The sequence below is a fragment of the Novosphingobium sp. genome, assembly GCF_032093395.1.
Classification (GTDB): domain Bacteria; phylum Pseudomonadota; class Alphaproteobacteria; order Sphingomonadales; family Sphingomonadaceae; genus Novosphingobium.
Genome location: NZ_DAMDBA010000102.1, coordinates 1 through 15,332, shown reverse-complemented (window position 1 = coordinate 15,332; position 15,332 = coordinate 1). Strand labels below are relative to the sequence as shown.

The following is a 15,332-nucleotide window of genomic DNA, read 5'->3' as shown; positions in this document are numbered from 1 at the left end:
CCACCCAACGGTAGTATCCTGCGGGTGGTAGGGTGGGGGCGTGGGCCGGTGCCGCGCGAAGTTCCGGCAAAGCCGGAACTTGTAAACGCACTACGCAACACTCTCAGACCTTCCAGCCCGAGTGGATCGCGACGAGGCCGCCCATGATCGGCTCGACCTTGGTGTGCTTGAAGCCGGCCGCGCGGATCATCTTCTCGAATTCCGGCATCGGCGGGAAGCGGCGGATCGATTCGATCAGGTAGCGGTACGATTCGGCGTCGCCGGCGATGGCCTGGCCGATCTTCGGCACCAGATGGTGCGAATAGGCGTCGTAGACTTCCTTGAAGCCCGGCCATTCGGTGGTCGAGAACTCCAGGCAGAAGAAGCGTCCGCCGAACTTGAGCACGCGGTGCGCCTCAGCCAGGGCCTTGTCGATATGCGTGACGTTGCGGATGCCGAAAGCGATCGTATAGGCATCGAAGAACCGATCCCCGAACGAGAGCACTTCGGCGTTCTGGCGCGACCAGACAAGGCCGTCTATGCCCTGCTCCATCGCCCGCTCGATGCCGACGTCCAGCATGTCCTGATTGATGTCCGACACGGTGATCGAGGCGCCCTGCGCCGCCATGCGGAAGGCGATGTCGCCCGTGCCGCCCGCCATGTCCAGGATCTGCTCGCCTTCGCGCGGCTTCACGCGGCGCACGAACTTGTCCTTCCAGAGCCGGTGCATGCCCACGGACATGGCATCGTTCATCACGTCGTACTTGCGTGCAACGCTGGAGAAGACAGCGCCGACGCGCCCTTCCTTCTCGTCGGGGCTGACCTCTTCGTAGCCGAAGGAAACCGTTTCGCTCATGGCGCAGTCCTCTAGCCTCCCGGCTGCCCCTGCGCCAGTCCGTCAGGCCGGTTATTTTGTCCTGCTCACGGCGAGGGCGGAAAGCACGATGCCGGCCAGGATCAGCGCCATGCCGGCAAAGTGATAGCCGTGCAGCCGCTCTCCCAGCAGAACGGCCGAAAGCAGCGCCCCGAACAGCGGCATCAGGGTGATCGCCTGCCCGGCCCGCGCCGGACCCAGTTCACCCGTCGCCCGGTTGTAGATGAAATAGGCGATCACCGAAGGCAGCACACCGACATAAGCGAAGGCGGCGGCGACCTGCGGGCTCCACACCAAGACCTGCCCTTGCGCGGCCTCCATCGCTGCCAGCGGCGCCATCGCCAAGGCGCCGATCGTGAATGTCAGGAGCAGCAGGCTCGTGGCCGAGATCGGCGGACGCTTGCGCAGGCAAACCGTGTAGAGCGACCAGGCCGCCACTGCGCAGAACACCAGCCCGTCTCCCGCGCCGAACTGCAACTGCATCAGCGCCGCCGGATCGCCCCGGAACACGATGGCCAGAACGCCGAGCGTCGACACCGCGACGCCGAGGACATGCATCCGACCCGGCCGTCCACCGAAGATCGCGAAATCCAGCAGCATGACCGCCGCCGGGATCGCCGCCTGCAACAGCAGGGCATTGGCGGCCGTCGTATAGTGCAGGCCCTTGTAGAGAAAGCCGTTGAAGCAGACGATTCCGAGGAACCCGAGCGCCAGGATCCACCGCCACCCGGCCAGCGCCGCGGCCCGCTCCCGCCAAAGCTGCCGCGCGGCGAAAGGCAGGATGACCATTACCGCGATCGCCCAACGCCCGAGCGCCAGCGTGAACGGCGGAATGTCGTCGCGCACCGCCCGCCCGGTTATCGAGTTGCCGGCCCAGAACAGCATGACCAGCCCGAGCATCAGGAATGCGCGCGTGTGGGAGCGATTGGGTTCCATCTGGGTGGATTGCGTCGGAAGGGGATGGAAGGAAAGGAGAAATGCAGGGGGATCATCCCCCTGCACCCTGATACTGTCGAGGTCGCGCCCTGCCTATGCGTCGTGCGCTCATGGCTGCGTCGGGAGACTTATTGGCTGCGCCGCCGGGAGCGCGGGACGGGTAGACTGGGCGCTAGGTCGCCATTTTGAGGGTCTGGGGGATCATCCCCCAGGACTTCCTCTTTTCTTCCAGTCCCCATCCCCTATCTCGTTCCTCACGATGCCAGAACTCCCCGAAGTAGAAACCACCGTCCGCGGCCTCGCCCGCTACCTGGAGGGCGAGCGGATCGCCCGCGTCACCCTCAACCGGCCTGACTTGCGCCGCCCGTTTCCGCCCGATCTGGTGCAGGTTCTGACCGGCGCGCGGGTCACGGCGATGGGCCGCCGCGCCAAGTACGGCCTGATCCATACCGACCGCGAGCAGACCATGGTGTTTCACCTCGGCATGTCGGGCCGGTGGCGGATCGAACCGGAAAAGCCAGAGAAGCACGACCATCTCGTGATCGAGACCGGCTCGGGTCATGTGCTGGCCCTCAACGATGCGCGGCGATTCGGCTCGGTGGATCTGGTGCCGACGCAGGCGCTCGATTCGTGGGGGCCCTTCGCGGCGCTCGGCCCTGAGCCGCTCGGCGACGGGCTGACGCCCGCGCATCTCAAGGCGGCGCTGGCGGGGCGAATCGCGCCGATCAAGCAAATGCTGCTCGACCAGTCGGTGGTGGCGGGGCTCGGCAATATCTATGTTTGCGAGGCGCTGTTCCGCGCGGGTATCCGGCCGGACAAGGAAGCCGGGCTGGTCAGCCTGCCGGCCTTGCGCAGGCTGGTTCCGGCGATCCGCGCGGTGCTGTCCGAATCGATCGCGGCGGGCGGCTCGACCATCCGCGATTACGCCCAGCCCAACGGGGAGCTGGGATATTTCGCTACCGCCTGGCAGGTCTATGGGCGAGAGGGGCAGGACTGTAGCTGCGGCGCGCCGGTTCGACGATTCGTGCAGGGCGGGCGGAGCACGTTCTGGTGCTCCCGCTGCCAAAGGTAGCGGGTAGCCCGCGCGGGGCTTGAGCGTCGCCGCTCTGCGGCAGGAAACCCGGAAATAGGCGGTTTCGTGGGGCTCCGCCGGGTTGACGGAACGCCGCCACACCGCTAAGGGGCGCGCTTTCCGGCGAGTCCGCTCGCCTAGAGATTCGATCAGGCAATTGGGCCGCCATCACCGCTGTGGGGGGGCCAGACAGAGGAAATTCGATGGCCAACACGCCGCAAGCCCGCAAGCGCATCCGCCGTAACGAGCGCCGCGCGGAGATCAATACCAACCGCGTCAGCCGCATCCGCACCTTCCTGAAGAAGGTCGAGACCGCGATCGCCGGCGGCGACAAGGGCGCTGCTGCTGCTGCTCTCAAGGAAGCCCAGCCCGAGCTGGCTCGCGGCGTGGCTCGCGGCGTGCTTCACAAGAACACGGCTTCGCGCAAGATGTCGCGCCTCACCAAGCGCGTCGCCTCGCTCGGCTGATCTTCCGGTCAGGCGCGCCCAAGGGCGCGCCCAACCGTGCGGCAACGGCCCGCGTCGCCACCTGAACTCTCGTTGCAAAAACGGGATTTCAGGTGGCGACGCGGGCCGAGCCCGTTTGCGCCTCCGATTCCTCACCGCGATGGCGATCTCCCACCTGAAATGCGATCTCCGGCCTGTCTGAACGCTGGCGAGGTCACGGTGCGGCCTCGGGCGGGCTGCTTCGCAACATCGGCTATCAGAACGCCCTAGAGAGGCTCCTGCTGAGTCGCGCTTCGATTCGCAAAAGCGGGTCCGGCCGAAGCCGGTCTGTGAGTACGGAAAGAGAACGTCTGCTACGGCCGTGGCCGGGCCTGTCGGCACAGGCAACGAGCCCAAGGCGCCGCCCTCTTTCCCAAAGCCACGGAAACGTTGCGATTCGCATGCAGATAGCGAATGCCCTGTTATTAACTCACTGATATATATAGGAATTTATAACCATGACGGAAAAACGGCAGCCAGCCTGAGTCAACCGTCATAATTTTTTTTATTTGGGGAGTGCCGTCTTGCACCACGGCCAAACCCGTTTCTAAAAGAGTCCACAGGCCGTGCGGAACTGGCCGGGGAACATCGACAGCGACGAAACTCCTGCTGCAGGCATTCTTGCGGCTCGGGGACGTTTTGTCCCGTTTTCCTTGCTCATCGGGAGCGTCTACGCGGAGATTCACCTCCCGTGGGCACCGGTTCCACGCACGGCATTCAACTTTCGCGGCCCGCTGGGCCACATTCGGGGTAGCTGCCAACAAGGGGAGTTGGTCCAGTGTCAGGTTCAACAGCGGGCCGGTCTCCGGCAAGTCAGGGCGCAAACGGCGTGATTAAGAAATCGAAGGCGGTACGAGTGGCGATGGAAGAGGATCAGGAAGCCGTGAATCTGGCGGCAGACTGGGCTGACATCAGCCAGGGCCTGCGCAAGGACCTGGGCCATCAGGCGCACAGCCAATGGATCAAGCCGATCCAGCCCGGCAACTACTGCAAGGAAACGGGTACGCTCGATCTGTACCTGCCCACCGAATTTTCGGCGAACTGGGTTGCGGACCGCTTTGCCGACCGCCTGTCGCTGGCCTGGAAGATTGCCCGTCCCGACGTGCGCCACGTCCGCGTGCTCGTCCATCCCGGCCGTCGCCAGCTTCCCGAACTGCGCCTCGGCGGCGGTGGCCGTCCCGCCAGCGCGCCGGCCAACGATTCGGCGCAGGGCTGGTCGAAGGACGGCACCGCCGATTCGATCGCGGCGGTTCTTCAGGGCGAGGCTTTCGCCGCGCTCGGCCAGGGCCCCGTCGGCATCGACGCCTCGCAGACCTTCACCTCGTTCGTGACCGGCCAGAGCAACGTGCTCGCCTGCAACGCCGCCCAGCGCATGGCCGCCAACGAGACGCCGCAGTTCTCGCCGCTCTACCTCAAGGGCGCGACCGGCCAGGGCAAGACGCACCTGCTGCACGCGATCGGCCACGCCTATCTGGCCAATCACCCGCACGCCCGGATCTTCTACTGCTCGGCCGAGCGCTTCATGGTCGAATTCGTCCAGGCGCTGCGCCAGAACCAGATGATCGAGTTCAAGTCGCGCCTGCGCGGTTTCGACCTGCTGCTGGTGGACGATATCCAGTTCATCATCGGCAAGGCTTCGGCACAGGAAGAACTGCTCTACACGATCGATGCCCTGCTCCAGGAAGGCAAACGCCTGGTCTTCGCCGCAGACCGTGCGCCCCAGGCGCTCGACGGTGTCGAGCCGCGCCTGCTCTCGCGCCTGTCCATGGGCCTCGTCGCCGACATCCAGCCCGCCGATATCGAGCTGCGCCGCTCGATTCTCGAAAACCGTCTCGGCCGCTTCGCTTCGGTGGACGTCCCGGCCGATGTGATCGAGTTCCTCGCCCGCACCATCAACCGTAACGTGCGCGAACTGGTGGGCGGCCTCAACAAGCTGATCGCCTATGCCCAGCTGACCGGCCAGGCCGTTTCGCTCCAGCTCGCCGAGGAACAGCTTACCGACATCCTCTCGGCCAACCGCCGCCGCATCACGATCGACGAGATCCAGCGCACGGTCTGCCAGTTCTACCGGATCGACCGGACCGAGATGAGCTCCAAGCGCCGCGCCCGCGCCGTCGTGCGCCCGCGCCAGGTGGCCATGTACCTCGCCAAGGTGCTGACGCCGCGCTCCTACCCGGAGATCGGCCGCAAGTTCGGCGGACGCGACCATTCCACCGTGATCCACGCCGTCCGCCTGATCGAGGAACTGCGTAGCCGCGATGCCGACATGGACGGCGACGTCCGCTCGCTGCTGCGCCAGCTGGAATCCTGATAGCCGATTTGAACGCCGTGGGTCGCGCCGATATTACGGGCGGCCCACGGCAAGTAACGTCACGCCCCTCGCCGCCTAACCCCGGTGTACGATTGTACAGGGCGCGCATCTTTTCAGGGGCAAGTTCAGCTATGCGCCCAGGATGCAAAATTTTAACCACTGGATAAGCGGAGTGTTGTAGTCTCCCTGCGACCGGGCACTATCCGCCCGACCGATGAGGCTCCTCACAGATGCGCTTCTATCAGGCCACGACCTTCCTGTTTCCTCGCCGCTATGAATGGCGCCTGCTGCTTGTCTGCTTCGGCGCGGTGCACGTTCCGCTGCTGGCCTGCATCGCCTATCAGGGCGCGACCGGACGGTGGGATCTCGACACCTTGCTGATCCTGCTGGCCGCAACCCTGCTCGGCACGGCGCTGGGCCTTGCTGCCATCCACGCCCTGCTGAGCCCGATCACCACGGCAACGCAGATGCTGCGCTCGGTCCAGGCGGGCGAGCGCGTGGGCATGGTGCCGATCGGCAACGAGGATCTGGTGGGGCGCCTGCTCCACGGAGTCGCGGTGGCCGCCAACGAATCGGCGGCACGCATCGAGCGCCTGATCGAGGCTTCCGAGCGCGACGAACTCACCGGCCTGCGCAACCGCCGCGGCTTTCTCGATTCCGCCCGCCGCCTGCTGGGCAGTGGACAGAACGCCGTCTTCGCCATGGTCGATATCGATCGCTTCAAGGCGATCAACGACCGTTTCGGCCATGCCACCGGCGATTCCCTGCTGCGCGAAGTGGCGTTGCGATTGGAGCACGGCGTGCGCCGATCGGACATCGTGGCCCGCTGGGGCGGAGAGGAGTTCGCTATCCTCTTTCCCGACACGCTACTGGAAGAAGCGCGCGTGGTGATGGAGCGCCTGCGCGCCAGCGTCGCCCTCGACCCCAGTCTCCGGGGCGACGAATGGCCGGTGACCTTTTCCTGCGGCCTCGCCCCCGTGCGCAACTACACCCATCTCGAAAATGCCACCCGCAATGCCGACAGCGCGCTCTATGCCGCGAAGAACGGCGGCCGCAACCGGGTGCAGATATCGCGGGACGAATAGCGCGCCCCGGCCAGCCCGCCGCCGGGGCGATAGCGATGGGCCGCTTGCCCGGCCATGCTCCGATGCTGTAGGCCGGGATCATGAGTCCCACCCTTCCCGCAGCCTATTCGCAAGCCATCCTGCGCGGCATACGCTGCCGCTGCCCGCGCTGCGGCGAAGGGCGTCTGTTTCGCAAGTGGCTGAAGCCGCTCGAACGCTGCCCGGTCTGCACCCTGGACCTGACGCCCCAACGGGCCGACGATTTCCCGGCCTATATTGCCATGATCGTGACCGGGCACCTGATGGCGCCGCTTATCATCGCCTTGTCCAAGGACTTCCACCTGGGCGTGGCCGCCATGTTCGCGATCCTCGTGCCTCTGGCCGTGGCGATGATGATCGGCATGCTTCAGCCCGCCAAGGGCGCGGTGATCGCCACCCAGTGGTGGTTCGGCATGCACGGTTTCCGCAAGGAACGCCTGCCGGAGCCCGAAACTGCCGATCCTGCCGGAAATGCTGTTCGAAATGCCGGGGACACCGGTCAGGAATGAGCCTTTCGCCGGAACGACTGCAGCGCTTCGCGCGTCATATCGTGCTGCCGGAAGTGGGCGGCGCCGGGCAAGTGGCTCTGGCCGATGCGCATGTGGTGCTTGTCGGCTGCGGCGGGATAGGCAGTCCTGCCCTTCAATATCTCGCCGCAGCCGGCATAGGACGGCTGACGCTGATCGATGACGACACGGTGGACGCCAGCAATCTGCAACGCCAGACGATTTATTCGCCATCTGATATCGGCAAGCCCAAGGCGGAAGCGGCGGCCGAATGGGTGCGGCGCTTTGATCTTGGCCTCGAGGTTCTGCCAAACGTAACGCGTCTCGGGGGTGACAACGCGGCAGAGTTTCTCTCCGGCGCCAGCGTGGTACTGGACGGGTGTGACAACTTCGCGACTCGGCTGCTGGTGTCGGATTCCTGTGTGAAACTCGGCATTCCCCTTACGTCTGCGGCGGTTGGCCGCTTCCAGGGCCAGGTCGCCAATTTCGCGGGGCATCTGCCGAATCAGGCCTGCTACCGCTGCTTCGTGGGCGATGCCTTCGATGCGCAGGACTGCGATACGTGCGCCGCGGACGGGGTGCTGGGGGCAATGGTCGGCATGGTCGGTACGTTCGCGGCCATGCATGCGATGCGCGTGCTGCTGGATGGCAAGGCCGCGCTAGGCGCGCCGCAATATGGCACGCTCCACCTGATCGACGGCCTGGCGCCTTCGATGCGGCCGTTGAAGATCGCCAAGGATCCCGGCTGCCGCACCTGCGGGCTAGAGGCTTCGGTTCAGGCCGACCTGCCGTCGTGACTGTAGACCGCTAGACTGGCGAGAAGCTCCGGCGCGAACAGGCGCATGTTCACGCCCATGCGGTCCTGCGCCGGATCGACCGGGCTCCAGTGCGTGGTGCAGCCGCACTGCGGGCAGTGCCAGAAGGTCAGCATCCTGTCCCCGGTCTGATAACCGACGAGTTCACCCTCGATCCGCAGCTTCGCGGGGCTGTGATAGGACCAGAGCGTTCCCAGCCGGTGGCAGATCGAGCAGTTGCACTCGCAGACCTCACGCGGCTGGTCCGCCAGTTCCAGCGTGACTGTGCCGCAGTGGCAGCTTCCCCGATGGACCGTCATGCGCCGAGCACTTCGTTCACCCATGCCGCGACCAGTTCGGTCGCCGGGCCATGGCGCGCCTCATCGAACCACGCTGTGCCTTGCGAGGGTTCGAGGTTCAACTCCAGCGTCTCCGCCCCGAACTCGCGCGCATTGCGCACGAAGCCTGCCGCCGGATAGACCGCGCCCGAAGTGCCGATGGAAACGAACAGGTCCGCGCGTTCGAGCGCTTCGAATATTTCCTCCATGCGGTAAGGCATTTCGCCGAACCAGACGATGTCGGGCCGCAGAGCCGCCTCGCCGCACTCGGGGCAAGCCGGGCGGTCGATCAGCGATCCGCTCCAGCGTGAGCGCTCGTCGCAGGCCATGCACCAGGCATTGAGATGTTCGCCATGCATATGGAGCACGCGCGTCTTGTTCAAACCGATTTGGGCTCCCGCCCTTTCGTGCAGATCGTCCACGTTCTGGGTAACGATCAGCAATTCGCCCGGCCACTCGCGGTCGAGCCTTGCCAGCGCCAGATGGGCGGCGTTGGGCGCCTTGGTCTGGATCGCCTCGCGCCGCATGTCGTAGAAGCGCAGCACCAGATCGGGATTGCGCGCGAAAGCTTCCGGCGTCGCCACGTCCTCTACCCGGTGCTGCTCCCAGAGACCTCCCCCGTCCCGAAAGGTGTCGATGCCGCTTTCGGCGCTTACGCCCGCGCCGGTGAGGATGACGATGTTGCGGATGTCCTTCATCCCGGCCATGAGACCAGCCTTCAACGGAGACGGCAAGTGGCACGAATCGGAATTATCGGCAGCGCTGGGCGCATGGGTCAGGCGATCGCAGAGGCCATCACGGCGGCGGGCGAGGAACTGTCCGGCGGCATCGACCGCGATGGCGACATCGGCGGGCTGGCCGCTCATTCGGACGTGCTGATCGACTTCTCCACCCCCACCGCGCTCGAAGCCAACCTGGATGCGGCAGTGGATGCGGGCATTCCCATCGTCGTCGGCACCACGGGCCTCGAGGAACGCCACCACTGGCTGATCGATTCGGCCGCACAGCACATTCCCGTGCTCCAGACCGGCAATACCTCGCTCGGCGTCACGCTCTTGGCCCACCTCGTGCGCGAGGCTGCGAGCCGACTTGGCGAAGACTGGGATATCGAGATCGTCGAGACCCACCACCGCATGAAGGTCGATGCCCCCTCCGGCACCGCGCTGCTGCTGGGCGAGGCCGCCGCCAAGGGCCGCGAAGTCAGCCTGGCCGAAACCGCCGTTCGCGCGCGCGACGGCATTACCGGCCAGCGCGAGGCAGGCACCATCGGTTTCGCGGCCCTGCGCGGCGGCACCGTTGCGGGGGACCATACCGTGCACTTCCTGGGCGATAGCGAACGCCTCTCGTTCTCCCACCTTGCCGAGAACCGCACGATTTTTGCCAAGGGCGCGGTCAAGGCGGCACAGTGGCTCACGCACAAGCACGCCGGTCGCTACACCATGCCCGAGGTTCTGGACCTTTGAACAAGGCCGAGATTTTCGAATTCTTCCGCCGTCTCGCCGAGCTTAACCCCTCGCCCGAGACGGAACTGGAGTTCGGCAACAACTACCAGCTTCTGGTCGCGGTGGTCCTCTCCGCGCAGTCCACCGACGTGGGCGTCAACAAGGCCACGCGGGCGCTGTTCCGCGAAGTGAAGACTCCCGCGCAGATGGTCGAACTGGGCGAAGACGGGCTGAAAGAGCACATCAAGACCATCGGCCTGTTCAACGGCAAGGCGAAGAACGTCATCGCGCTTTCGCAGATCCTCGTCGATCGCTACGGCGGCGAAGTGCCGGAAGACCGCGATGCGCTGGTCGAACTGCCCGGCGTCGGCCGCAAGACCGCCAATGTGGTGATGAACTGCGCCTTCGGGGCCGAGACCTTCGCGGTGGACACCCATATCTTCCGCGTCGGCAACCGCACCGGTATCGCCAAGGGCAAGACCCCGCTGGCGGTCGAGAAGCAGCTGGAAAAGCGCGTGCCCCAGCCCTTCCGCGTGGGATCGCACCACTGGATGATCCTGCACGGACGCTACATCTGCAAGGCCCGCACGCCCGAGTGCTGGCGCTGCCCGGTCGTTGACTTGTGCGACTACAAGGACAAGGTTCTGGAGAAGGGAGCCGCTCGCAAGGCTGCCTGATCGGGAGGATGTCCCATGATCCACTACATGCTCCGCCGTCAATTCGCCTTCGCCAGCACACCGCTTCTGCTAGCCGCCTGCTCCCAGCAGGAAGCCAAGCCGCCACCACCGGTAAGCCCCGCCGCCGAAGCCATCGGCCCCGCGCAGAACTGCCTGCCGCTCGCGCAATTCTCCAACACGCGCATCCGCGACGACTGGACCATCGATTTCATCGGCGGCGCCGGAAATCGCGTCTGGCGAGTAACTCTGCCGAACCGCTGTCCGGGGTTGAGAGCAGCGGACAGCTTCACTTACGCGACCTCGCTGTCACAGCTTTGCCGGCAGGATATCATCTATCCGCTCAATCGCGTCGGGAACGGGTTCCAGCGCGGGGCAGGGTGCGGGCTGGCGCCGTTTACGCCCGTCAAGCTGAGTCAGTAGAAGAAGAGATAAGTCCTGGGGGATGATCCCCCAGACCCTCGGAATGGCGGCGTCGTGCGCAGCCTATCGGATGTGCGCTCCTTGCGGCGCAGCCATTATGTCTCCCGACGCAGCCGTGGGCGCACGACGAGGTCGGTCCGCGTGACCTCGACGGTATTGGGGGTGCAGGGGGGCTATGCTCCCCTGCTTAATCCCTTCAACTTTCATACTGCTCCGGATCGACATTCAACCCCCGCCGACCGTGCGAGGAAGTCCGCGTCGGCGCGTGGGGCATTTCCTCATCCGGATCGACCAGCGGCTGGAGCATGCCCTCGCTGCGGGTGATCACCGCCGTCGCCACCGCATTGCCGACAACGTTGGTCGCCGAGCGGCCCATGTCGAGGAAAGTGTCGATGCCCAGCAGCAACGCGATGCCTTCCACCGGCAAGCCGAACTGCGTCAGCGTGGCCGCGATCACCACCAGGCTGGCGCGCGGCACCCCGGCGATGCCCTTGGAGCTGACCATCAAGGTCAGCAGCATCAGGATCTGCGTGCCGATCGGAACGTGGATGCCATAGGCCTGCGCGATGAAGATCGACGCGAAGCTCATGTAGATCATGGAGCCGTCGAGGTTGAAGCTGTAGCCCAGCGGCAGGATGAAGCCCGAGATGCGGCGCGGCACGCCGAAGCGGTCGAGCTGCTCGAACAGCTTGGGCAGGCTCGCTTCCGAAGAGGCGGTCGAGAACGAAAGCAGCAGCGGCTCGCGGATGTAGCGGAACAGGGTGACGATCCGGCCGCGCAGGAATATCCCGCCGATCAGGAACAGCAGCACCCAGAGCAGCAACATCGCGAAGTAGAACTCGCTGACCAGCACGCCGTAAGTGACGATGATGCCCAGGCCCTGCGTGGCGATCACACTGGCAAGCGCGCCGAACACCGCGAACGGCGCGAAGCGCATGACGTAGTCGGTCACTTGCAGCATCAGTTCCGACAGCGCCTCGCTCACTTTGACGATGATCGCGCCCTTCTCGCCGATGGCGGTGAGGCCGACGCCGACGAAGAGCGAGAACACCAGGATTTGCAGGATGTTGTTTTCCGCCATCGCATCGACGGCGCTGCTCGGGAATATCTCCAGGATGAAGTGACGCAAGGTCAGTTCACCCATTTCCAGCTTTCCCAGGTCCGAGCCGGTGGTGAGTCCCACGCCGACACCCGGCTTGAACAGGTTCACCAGCACCAAGCCAAGTCCGAGCGAAATCAGGCTGGCCGAGATGAACCACGCCAGCGCCTTACCGCCGATCCGACCCAGCGCGGCGCTGTCGCCCATGCCGGAGATGCCGGTGACGATCGTCGCGAAGACCAGCGGCGCGATGATCATCTTGATCAGCTTGAGGAACACGTCGGGCAGCAGCTTGAAATAGTCCGCCCACTGCACCAGGCGCGGATCGTCCGCCGGGATCATGGCATGAAGCAGCCAGCCCACGGCGATGCCCAGCACCATGCCGACAATGATATAGAGCGTCAGGCGCCTGCCCATTCCCACCTCGCAATAAAATTACCGGGAAGACTAACAGCGTGACCCGTGCGGTCAACGCTGCCGCACGGGGTTTCCGTCAGGTTTCGGGAGAGCGGGGTGTGCCTAGAAAATGCCTGAGGGGCATTTTCTAGGCGGCACCGGCCGCAAAATCCGCCTGCGGCGGATTTCAGACCTGCGCAAGCGCCGCCTCGGTCACGCGGCGATAGATGCGGACGAGCACGTCGAGATCGGGGATCGCCACCGCTTCGTCGCGCTTGTGCATGGTCGCGTTGGACAGGCCGAACTCGATCACCGGCGAGAGGTCTTTCAGGAAACGCGCGTCCGACGTGCCGCCGCTGGTGGAAAGCTCCGGATCCACCCCGGTTTCCGCGCGAATCGCGTCTGCCAGCATGGTCGAGAAGGCGCCGGGTTCGGTGAGGAAAGCCTCTCCGGAGATCACCGGGCGGGCAGTGCCGCCGTGGCGTTCCGCGATCTCGGTGACGCGGCGCGAGAGGCTCTCGCCGGTGTGCAGGTCATTGAAGCGGATCGAGATGCGGGCCGAGGCCTTGGCCGGGATGACATTGGTCGCGGGATTGCCCACGGTGAGATCGGTCACTTCGAGGTTGCTGGCCTGGAACCAGTCGGTGCCCTCGTCCAGCACCAGCGCATCGAGTTCGGCCAGCATCGCCACCAGCTTCGGGATCGGATTGTCGGCCAGGTGCGGATAGGCGACATGGCCCTGCACGCCTTCGACCTCCAGCCAGATGTTCACCGAGCCGCGGCGGCCGATCTTCATCATGTCTCCCAGGCGGTGCACCGAGGTTGGCTCTCCGACGAGGCAGAGGTCGGGAATTTCGTCCACGGCGCGCATGTGGTCGATCAACGCGAGCGTGCCGAAACGCGCCGGGCCTTCCTCGTCGCCGGTGATGATGAAGCTGATCGTGCCCGCTTCGGCCGGAATCTGCGCGGCGGCGGCGACCATGGCGGCGATCGAGCCCTTCATGTCCACCGCGCCGCGTCCGTAAAGCAGTTCCCCACGCACTTCCGGCGCGAAAGGAGCGCTGCTCCAGCCCTCGCCCGGCGGCACCACGTCGAGGTGCCCGGCAAAGGCGAAGTGGCGCGAGCCTTCCGGCCCCTTGCGGATCGCGAAGAGGTTTTCGACCGGGCCGTCCGGTGCCTCACCCGCCAGGAAGCGATGGACCGCGAAGCCGAGTGGGGCCAGCTGGCCCTCCAGGCAGTCGAACACCGCACCGGTGGCGGGAGTGACGCTCGGGCAGGCAAGCAGGGCTTCGGCTAGGGCAAGAACGGTCTTGGTCATGACGCGGGCCATTGCACAGGACCACGCCCAAGACCATAGCCGAGACACAGCGCAACGCGGGAGAGCGACCATGCCAAGACTGGATGTAGAAGCAATCCCACCCTCAAATCGCACCGGCTACCCGACGCCTTTCGATGCGGCGGTGGAAGGCCGCTGGTGGCGCCGCCTCGCGCCGGTAGGCGGGTTGACGGAAATGGGGGCCAGCCATGTCGTGCTGAAGCCCGGCGCATGGTCCAGCCAGCGCCACTGGCACGAAGGCGAAGACGAACTGCTGGTGATGCTTTCGGGCGAGGCGGTGCTGGTAGAGGATGACGGCCGCACCGTGCTGCACCCCGGCGACGTCTGCGCCTGGGCGAAAGGCGTGCGCATGGGCCATCACTTGCGGAACGAGAGCGAGGCCGATTGCGTGTTCATCGTCGTCAGCGCCGGCCGGGACGCCGGTGGCTCCTATTCCGATATCGACATGATATGGAACGAGGAGGGCTACCTTCACAAGGACGGCACCCCCTACCCGGCCGAACGGCTGCGATAGCTTTACCGGATCGGCGTTTCGTACTGCTCGATCACCCAGTCCTCCGCCTCGGCGGCGTTGATCCACTGTTGCATCCACTCATGCTCCCACACGGCCTGCATATAGGCCTGTGCAAAGCCGGGGACGCCAATGCCGTACGTCAGGAAACGGCTGACGACCGGAGCATAGATCACGTCCGCCGCGCCGAAGGTGCCGAACAGGAACGGCCCGCCCTTGCCGAACCGGGCACGGGCTTCGGCCCAGAGCGTGAGGATGCGCACGATGTCCGCGTGCACCTCCTCGCCCAGGGAGATGCCCTGCACGCGGTTGCGGATGTTCATCGGGCACTCGCGGCGCAGCGCCATGTAGCTGGAATGCATTTCCGCCACCATCGAGCGGGCCATGGCCCGCGCCGCATCGTCCTTGGGCCAGAAGCGGTCGCGCCCCACTTTGTCCGCGAGATATTCGATGATGGCCAGGCTGTCCCAGACGACCGCCTCGTCATCCCACAGGATCGGCACTTTACCGTGGCTCGGTGCGAGATCGTCGGAACTGCGTTTGGCTTGCCAGTCGTCCCCGAACAGCGGAACGGTGATCTCCTCGAAGGCCAGGCCCGACTGTTTGCAGGCCAGCCAGCCGCGCAGCGACCAGCTCGAGTAGTTCTTGTTGCCGATGATGAGCTTCACTGCGCATTTCCCCGTATGCCAAGTCTCGGGCCTATCGGTTCAGCTTCGCAAAGTCGAGGATGAACAATGTCGCAGAAATGAATCACGCAGAGACGCGGAGCCGCAGAGATCTCGTGATAGCTAGCGGCGCGGCCCATATCTTCTCGAAGGGGGCGGCATGGCCGTCCGCAATGTGAGAAGAACGGCTTTGCCGCGACACAACCTCTCTGCGTCTCCGCGTGAATCGGAAAATCAGAACAACCGCGTCAGATAGAAGAACAGCGCGCCGACGAAAGCGCTCGCCGGGATCGTAACGAACCAGGCGACGATCACCCGGCTCGCCACCGACCAGCGCACCGCGCTCGCCCGGCGTGACCTTGATCTTCACGCGACCGAACTGACCGGT

17 protein-coding genes and 1 pseudogene are annotated in these 15,332 nt (G+C 65.2%); 10 read left to right on the top strand and 8 right to left on the bottom strand.

Annotation, left to right across the window (positions count from 1 at the left end; translation table 11 throughout):
* Positions 1-103: 103 nt before the first annotated feature.
* Together RT424_RS21935 and RT424_RS21930 are read right to left on the bottom strand one after the other, a co-directional pair.
* Positions 104-835: a class I SAM-dependent methyltransferase gene (locus RT424_RS21935; RefSeq protein WP_313442564.1), complete on the bottom strand. Its 732-nt coding sequence runs from the start codon at positions 833-835 to the stop codon at positions 104-106.
* 51 nt (positions 836-886) lie between these two features.
* Entirely contained in the window at positions 887-1,789 is a 903-nt protein-coding gene (locus tag RT424_RS21930) for a DMT family transporter (RefSeq protein ID WP_313442562.1), read from the bottom strand.
* 259 nt (positions 1,790-2,048) lie between these two features.
* On the opposite strand from RT424_RS21930, the gene mutM reads away from it, so the two are divergent.
* The 6 genes from mutM to RT424_RS21900 all read left to right on the top strand — a co-directional run bounded on the left by mutM (position 2,049) and on the right by RT424_RS21900 (position 8,063).
* Positions 2,049-2,861, top strand: coding sequence for a bifunctional DNA-formamidopyrimidine glycosylase/DNA-(apurinic or apyrimidinic site) lyase (gene mutM / locus RT424_RS21925; RefSeq protein WP_313442560.1), 813 nt, complete (start codon positions 2,049-2,051; stop codon positions 2,859-2,861).
* Between the two features lie 203 nt (positions 2,862-3,064).
* The gene (gene rpsT / locus RT424_RS21920) at positions 3,065-3,328 is read left to right on the top strand and encodes a 30S ribosomal protein S20 (protein WP_313442558.1); all 264 of its coding nucleotides are present in this window, start codon (positions 3,065-3,067) and stop codon (positions 3,326-3,328) included.
* Positions 3,329-4,208: 880 nt separating this feature from the next.
* Positions 4,209-5,657, top strand: a complete 1,449-nt coding sequence (gene dnaA / locus RT424_RS21915; protein ID WP_313442568.1) for a chromosomal replication initiator protein DnaA — start codon at positions 4,209-4,211, stop codon at positions 5,655-5,657.
* A 230-nt stretch (positions 5,658-5,887) separates the two neighbouring features.
* Positions 5,888-6,742, top strand: coding sequence for a GGDEF domain-containing protein (locus RT424_RS21910; protein WP_313442556.1), 855 nt, complete (start codon positions 5,888-5,890; stop codon positions 6,740-6,742).
* 80 nt (positions 6,743-6,822) lie between these two features.
* Positions 6,823-7,269: a DUF983 domain-containing protein gene (locus tag RT424_RS21905; RefSeq protein ID WP_313442554.1), complete on the top strand. Its 447-nt coding sequence runs from the start codon at positions 6,823-6,825 to the stop codon at positions 7,267-7,269.
* Entirely contained in the window at positions 7,266-8,063 is a 798-nt protein-coding gene (locus tag RT424_RS21900; RefSeq protein WP_313442552.1) for a HesA/MoeB/ThiF family protein, read from the top strand. Before RT424_RS21905 ends, RT424_RS21900 begins: the two co-directional genes overlap by 4 nt.
* On the opposite strand, the gene RT424_RS21895 is transcribed toward RT424_RS21900, so the two are convergent.
* A complete protein-coding gene (locus RT424_RS21895) occupies positions 8,042-8,380 on the bottom strand; it encodes a GFA family protein (RefSeq protein WP_313442550.1) in 339 nt (112 codons plus the stop codon). The two genes, RT424_RS21900 and RT424_RS21895, sit on opposite strands and share 22 nt — an antisense overlap.
* Positions 8,377-9,096, bottom strand: a complete 720-nt coding sequence (locus RT424_RS21890; RefSeq protein WP_313442566.1) for an NAD-dependent deacylase — start codon at positions 9,094-9,096, stop codon at positions 8,377-8,379. Before RT424_RS21890 ends, RT424_RS21895 begins: the two co-directional genes overlap by 4 nt.
* Before the next feature lie 36 nt (positions 9,097-9,132).
* Between RT424_RS21890 and dapB the strand changes: the two genes are divergently transcribed.
* From dapB to RT424_RS21875, 3 genes are read left to right on the top strand one after another with little or no spacing between them, the layout of a single operon-like run.
* Positions 9,133-9,861 carry a 4-hydroxy-tetrahydrodipicolinate reductase gene (gene dapB, locus RT424_RS21885; RefSeq protein ID WP_313442548.1) on the top strand — a complete coding sequence of 243 codons (729 nt, stop codon included), beginning with the start codon at positions 9,133-9,135 and terminating at the stop codon, positions 9,859-9,861.
* Positions 9,858-10,517 (top strand): endonuclease III, encoded by a 660-nt coding sequence (nth, locus tag RT424_RS21880; protein ID WP_313442546.1) that lies wholly within the window; start codon positions 9,858-9,860, stop codon positions 10,515-10,517. Before dapB ends, nth begins: the two co-directional genes overlap by 4 nt.
* A gap of 15 nt (positions 10,518-10,532) precedes the next feature.
* Positions 10,533-10,937 carry a hypothetical protein gene (locus tag RT424_RS21875; protein ID WP_313442544.1) on the top strand — a complete coding sequence of 135 codons (405 nt, stop codon included), beginning with the start codon at positions 10,533-10,535 and terminating at the stop codon, positions 10,935-10,937.
* A 196-nt stretch (positions 10,938-11,133) separates the two neighbouring features.
* On the opposite strand, the gene RT424_RS21870 is transcribed toward RT424_RS21875, so the two are convergent.
* Together RT424_RS21870 and dapE are read right to left on the bottom strand one after the other, a co-directional pair.
* Positions 11,134-12,453, bottom strand: coding sequence for a dicarboxylate/amino acid:cation symporter (locus RT424_RS21870; protein WP_313442542.1), 1,320 nt, complete (start codon positions 12,451-12,453; stop codon positions 11,134-11,136).
* A gap of 166 nt (positions 12,454-12,619) precedes the next feature.
* Entirely contained in the window at positions 12,620-13,750 is a 1,131-nt protein-coding gene (gene dapE, locus RT424_RS21865) for a succinyl-diaminopimelate desuccinylase (RefSeq protein WP_409521569.1), read from the bottom strand.
* Positions 13,751-13,820: 70 nt separating this feature from the next.
* Here dapE and RT424_RS21860 point away from each other — a divergent pair, with 70 nt between their 5' ends.
* Entirely contained in the window at positions 13,821-14,282 is a 462-nt protein-coding gene (locus tag RT424_RS21860) for a cupin domain-containing protein (RefSeq protein ID WP_313442538.1), read from the top strand.
* 2 nt (positions 14,283-14,284) lie between these two features.
* Here the strand turns inward: RT424_RS21860 and RT424_RS21855 are convergent, their stop codons facing one another.
* Both RT424_RS21855 and RT424_RS21850 read right to left on the bottom strand, forming a co-directional pair.
* Complete coding sequence (locus tag RT424_RS21855; RefSeq protein ID WP_313442536.1) at positions 14,285-14,947, bottom strand: glutathione S-transferase family protein; 663 nt, start codon at positions 14,945-14,947, stop codon at positions 14,285-14,287.
* A gap of 231 nt (positions 14,948-15,178) precedes the next feature.
* Positions 15,179-15,301 (bottom strand): annotated as a pseudogene (locus tag RT424_RS21850) (inorganic phosphate transporter); the annotation flags it as partial.
* Between the last annotated feature and the right edge of the window lie 31 nt (positions 15,302-15,332).

Coding starts and splice junctions, on each gene's coding strand:
- rpsT (WP_313442558.1), top strand. CDS start 3,065: ATGGCCAACACGCCGCAAGCCCGCAAGCGCATCCGCCGTAACGAGCGC.
- RT424_RS21890 (WP_313442566.1), bottom strand. CDS start 9,096: ATGAAGGACATCCGCAACATCGTCATCCTCACCGGCGCGGGCGTAAGC.
- mutM (WP_313442560.1), top strand. CDS start 2,049: ATGCCAGAACTCCCCGAAGTAGAAACCACCGTCCGCGGCCTCGCCCGC.
- dnaA (WP_313442568.1), top strand. CDS start 4,209: ATGGAAGAGGATCAGGAAGCCGTGAATCTGGCGGCAGACTGGGCTGAC.
- RT424_RS21905 (WP_313442554.1), top strand. CDS start 6,823: ATGAGTCCCACCCTTCCCGCAGCCTATTCGCAAGCCATCCTGCGCGGC.
- dapE (WP_409521569.1), bottom strand. CDS start 13,750: ATGACCAAGACCGTTCTTGCCCTAGCCGAAGCCCTGCTTGCCTGCCCG.
- RT424_RS21870 (WP_313442542.1), bottom strand. CDS start 12,453: ATGGGCAGGCGCCTGACGCTCTATATCATTGTCGGCATGGTGCTGGGC.
- RT424_RS21930 (WP_313442562.1), bottom strand. CDS start 1,789: ATGGAACCCAATCGCTCCCACACGCGCGCATTCCTGATGCTCGGGCTG.
- RT424_RS21895 (WP_313442550.1), bottom strand. CDS start 8,380: ATGACGGTCCATCGGGGAAGCTGCCACTGCGGCACAGTCACGCTGGAA.
- RT424_RS21875 (WP_313442544.1), top strand. CDS start 10,533: ATGATCCACTACATGCTCCGCCGTCAATTCGCCTTCGCCAGCACACCG.
- RT424_RS21900 (WP_313442552.1), top strand. CDS start 7,266: ATGAGCCTTTCGCCGGAACGACTGCAGCGCTTCGCGCGTCATATCGTG.
- RT424_RS21935 (WP_313442564.1), bottom strand. CDS start 835: ATGAGCGAAACGGTTTCCTTCGGCTACGAAGAGGTCAGCCCCGACGAG.
- RT424_RS21910 (WP_313442556.1), top strand. CDS start 5,888: ATGCGCTTCTATCAGGCCACGACCTTCCTGTTTCCTCGCCGCTATGAA.
- RT424_RS21860 (WP_313442538.1), top strand. CDS start 13,821: ATGCCAAGACTGGATGTAGAAGCAATCCCACCCTCAAATCGCACCGGC.